The sequence below is a fragment of the Ferroglobus sp. genome (genome assembly GCF_015521575.1).
In the GTDB taxonomy this organism is placed as follows: domain Archaea; phylum Halobacteriota; class Archaeoglobi; order Archaeoglobales; family Archaeoglobaceae; genus Ferroglobus.
Window position 1 is genome coordinate 1 of sequence record NZ_WANY01000129.1, and the last position, 3,636, is coordinate 3,636.

Annotated in this window: 7 protein-coding genes; 2 read left to right on the forward strand and 5 right to left on the reverse strand. The window is 43.5% G+C overall.

What is annotated here, in order from left to right; all coding sequences use genetic code 11:
* The 5 genes from psmA to F7C14_RS05290 all read right to left on the reverse strand — a co-directional run.
* Positions 1-647: archaeal proteasome endopeptidase complex subunit alpha (gene psmA / locus F7C14_RS05270; protein WP_290900577.1), on the reverse strand; the 647-nt coding region annotated here is incomplete at its 3' end.
* A complete protein-coding gene (locus F7C14_RS05275; protein WP_290900579.1) occupies positions 648-977 on the reverse strand; it encodes an Rpp14/Pop5 family protein in 330 nt (109 codons plus the stop codon).
* On the reverse strand, positions 974-1,543 hold the full coding sequence (locus F7C14_RS05280; protein WP_290900581.1) for an RNase P subunit p30 family protein: 570 nt from the start codon (positions 1,541-1,543) through the stop codon (positions 974-976). Before F7C14_RS05280 ends, F7C14_RS05275 begins: the two co-directional genes overlap by 4 nt.
* Positions 1,543-1,989: an RNA-binding domain-containing protein gene (locus tag F7C14_RS05285; RefSeq protein WP_290900583.1), complete on the reverse strand. Its 447-nt coding sequence runs from the start codon at positions 1,987-1,989 to the stop codon at positions 1,543-1,545. The genes F7C14_RS05280 and F7C14_RS05285 overlap by 1 nt, the downstream gene beginning before the upstream one ends.
* Entirely contained in the window at positions 1,982-2,569 is a 588-nt protein-coding gene (locus F7C14_RS05290) for a 50S ribosomal protein L15e (protein WP_290900585.1), read from the reverse strand. The genes F7C14_RS05285 and F7C14_RS05290 overlap by 8 nt, the downstream gene beginning before the upstream one ends.
* A gap of 131 nt (positions 2,570-2,700) precedes the next feature.
* Here F7C14_RS05290 and F7C14_RS05295 point away from each other — a divergent pair, with 131 nt between their 5' ends.
* Both F7C14_RS05295 and F7C14_RS05300 read left to right on the forward strand, forming a co-directional pair.
* Positions 2,701-2,823: a hypothetical protein gene (locus tag F7C14_RS05295; RefSeq protein ID WP_290900588.1), complete on the forward strand. Its 123-nt coding sequence runs from the start codon at positions 2,701-2,703 to the stop codon at positions 2,821-2,823.
* A gap of 181 nt (positions 2,824-3,004) precedes the next feature.
* Positions 3,005-3,636 (forward strand): CoA-binding protein (locus F7C14_RS05300; protein ID WP_290900590.1); only part of this gene is annotated, 632 nt, incomplete at its 3' end.

The following is a 3,636-nucleotide window of genomic DNA, read 5'->3' on the forward strand; positions in this document are numbered from 1 at the left end:
ACCCTAACAATACCTATTTCGATTCCTTCAGGAGTTAAATCAGCTTCAATAGCCTTCTTCATGGCTATGAGTCCGTGAATTATGGCTTCATCGAGCCCCATGTCGTCCTTGTACTCCTTTTCGAAGTACTCCATGACAACGTTCCTCCCCGAACCTATGGCAGCGGCCTTGTATTCAAGCATTGCTCCGCTCGGATCTGTCTCATACAACCTTGGCTTATCGTCGACTCCGGCTAAGAGGAGCGAAACTCCGAAGGGTCTTACTCCTCCGTACTGGGTGTATTGCTGTTTGAAGTCGCAGATTCTTTTCGCAAGCTCTTTAACACTTATAGGTTCGTCATAAGTCAATCTGTTAATCTGCGCCTCTATCCTCGCTCTATCTATCAAAACTCTCGCATCAGCAACCAAGCCAGAAGTTGCTGCGCAAATGTGCTCGTCTATCTTGTATATCTTCTCTATCGTGTCTGATTCAAGCAACCTGCTTGCCACTCTTCTGTCTGCTAAAAGCACCACACCCTCCTTCGTCTTTACACCTATTGCCGTCGCTCCTCTTTTAACAGCCTCTCTTGCGTATTCAACCTGAAACAGTCTACCGTCCGGGCTGAATACCGTTATGGCTCTATCGTATCCCATCTGCGGAAGATGCATTCAATCACCTCCTAAGTACTTCTTTCTGCAGGATCTTATCGTCCCGCTAACCCCCAATATTAAGGGAACGACTTTCGTTCCATTAACATCACTTATCAGCGTGATTGCATTTTTAGTTTTTTCCAAGTCCCTAAGCTTTACGGAAATAATTCCTTTATTATCTTTAAACTGAATTATCCTAAAGTTGGCGTAACCAAACTCGCCGTAAAGTTCGAGTAGGTACTCTTTCAACTTTTCGTAAAGCTCTTCTTTGCTGATTTCTCTGTCAGCGATAAATTTCATGGCTATGTACCTCTTTTTCTCCTTTAAAGCTGGAGGCAAACCTTTCATAACTCCTCAAATCCGTCCATTATGAACTTTTCATCCTTTAAAATTCTCTCTAACCTTTTCATCCATTCTTCTGCTCTCTTGACATTTGCTCCAAGAGTTTGAAAGAAGTCGTATATCTGTTTTTTTGTCCTCATCTCGTAGAAATCTTCAGCTCCGCTCGTAAGAACGAAAGGAGCGTCGAACTTTTCAATGATTTTAAAGAGAAGTCTGTCTCTCTCGAAGAGCTGACTTCTTTTAACTCCGGACACCTTCAAATATTTTGCAAAGCAAACTTCTATCGCGACATCCTTCTCTGCTGCCAGCTTCACGGTTGTGTAGTCCAGCTCCCTTTCAATTGAATCCAGAAGTACGAACACTTTCTTTCTCATTACAGCCAACCTGTTTACCTCAACTTTCGGACTCAGCACCCCTATGAACCCGGAGTACTTTCTGAGCTTCGAAGTCAGCTCCTTGGTTGAAGTGGCGTAGATCATACAGCCTTGGATGTACTTTTCAGTCTCTCCGAAAACAACGCAGTCGTCAAAGCCTTCAAGCAAGTACTCTGGCTCGAATCGAAGAAAATCCATCATAGCCCCTTTTCGATCAACTCCTTTGCGGCAGCTACGAACTTCTCTCTTTTTGAGGGGTAGGTAACTAATTTAACCTTTACAGCTATGCAGTCCCCTCCATAGGCTAATTCGAGCTTTCCTTGGTAGGCTTTTTGTTTGTCTACCCTTATGTGCAAAACCCCGAATTCGTCGACGATGTCCTCAACCAAATTCAAAAGCAAATCCCGGTCTTCGAGTTTTTCGATGAAATAGTTCCAGAACTCTTTTATTTTCCTTCTATCCTCTACGGGAACTTCTAAAAACTTTATCGGATTTCCGTAATGTCCTTTAGCTTCTGAAACAAAAATTTCGAATTCAAAAGGAAAAAGGGTGGAAATCGCTTCACCAACTTTTTCCTTATCCTCGGTTGAGTGGACTATCGCCGAGACTGTGATTCTCTCAACTTTCCAAGTTCGCTTACTCATCCTTCTCCTTTCTGAAGTTTGCTCTAAGGCTCGGTCTTACCTTTTCAGCCCCTCTTCCCTTCCTTCTAAGACCTCTCGATTTTCTTCCCGCTGAAGTTAAACCACGGAAAACCCTACCCCTCTGCTTGGCTATCCTTGAAAGTTCGGGATCCGACAATATTGCCGGGTGACTTCTGTCAATTAGGATTACCTCGAACCACTTGTACCTTCCGTCTTCTCCTACCCAGTAGGAGTTCACGACTTCGCAGTTCGGGAACTTCCTTGCAGCTCTTTCTTCGGCTATCCACTGCAAGCTCTTCTTCGGAGTTTTCCTGTTCACCATTAGGTTCTTCGTCTTTCTACCCTTGTTGGGTCTTGTAGCCCTTCTTCCCCCCCTTCTGATCCTAACTCTGACAACGATTACTCCCTTCTTCGCTTTGTAGCCTAAAGCCCTCGCTCTGTCCAGTCTCGTTGGTCTTTCTATTCTTACCACTGCCGGCTCCCTTCTCCACTTCTGCAATCTTTCCCACATCAGCTTACCTACGTAACCTTCCCAAGGTCTCTTCCAAGCTTCTCTTATGAAAGCGTACATCGACTTCATTTTCTCTCCTCCATTAGCGTGATCAGGAGTTGTTAGCAGATTCGCTATAAAAATGTTGTCCAGTTGCCGTTGACCTTGAAAATGTTTAAGGAGATGATAGACTTTCGAGATAAAAAATCTTGGGTGGTAAAATGGAGTCTTCGTTTGAGGTGAGAATAAAGAGAGTTTACGAATTGAGAAAGTGGTTTTCCCACGATACTTCCAAGTGGGAGGAATTCAGAAGAAGATACAGAGGGGGAGTTGGAAAGGAATAGAGAAACTTTGGAAAGGTTATATCGAAATAATCAAAAAAAGAAGAAAGTGACTTTGCTTTACTCAGCCAGAAGTCCGAAGTACAACAACGCAATTGTGCTGTTGGAGGTAGTTGAGGAAATGCTTGAAGGTTAACGAAACATCGAGACAAAACTTTATATCTTCCTTTCAAAACTTTCACCAATGAAAATCGAAAACTTCCAGAGGCTGTTTTACCCGAAAAGCGTCGCAGTAATTGGAGCAACAAAAAATCCGAAAAAAATGGGATTTCATGCATTGAGCAGTCTTGTAAAAACGTTCAAGGGAAAAATATACGCTGTAAATCCCAACTACGATGAGATACTCGGAGTGAGGGCTTATAAGAGCATTAAAGATCTGCCTGAAACTCCGGACTTGGCTATTCTTGCGGTGCCAAGGGATGCGATATACGATAGCGTGAAAGAGCTGCTTGAGATAGGTTGCAGAGCTTTCGTGATAATATCTGCTGGTTTCAGGGAGGCTGAGATAGCCGATGGGGAGGAGTTACATAAAAGATTGAGAGAACTCGTTGAGAGCTATAATGCTGTGGTTATAGGTCCGAACACGTTTGGGATGGTGAACTTAAAAGCGGATTTAAACGCGAGCTTTACTCCAGCTTTAAGTTTTTTGAAGAAAGGGGATATAGCTCTTGTAAGTCAGAGCGGAGGAGTTTGTCATTTAATTGCTCCTTACTCTATGAGGGAGGGAATAGGCTTTAGCAAGATCGTCGGGTTGGGGAACAGGCTTAACGTGGACTTCTACGACATGCTTGAATACTTGAAGGATGATAAAGAGAC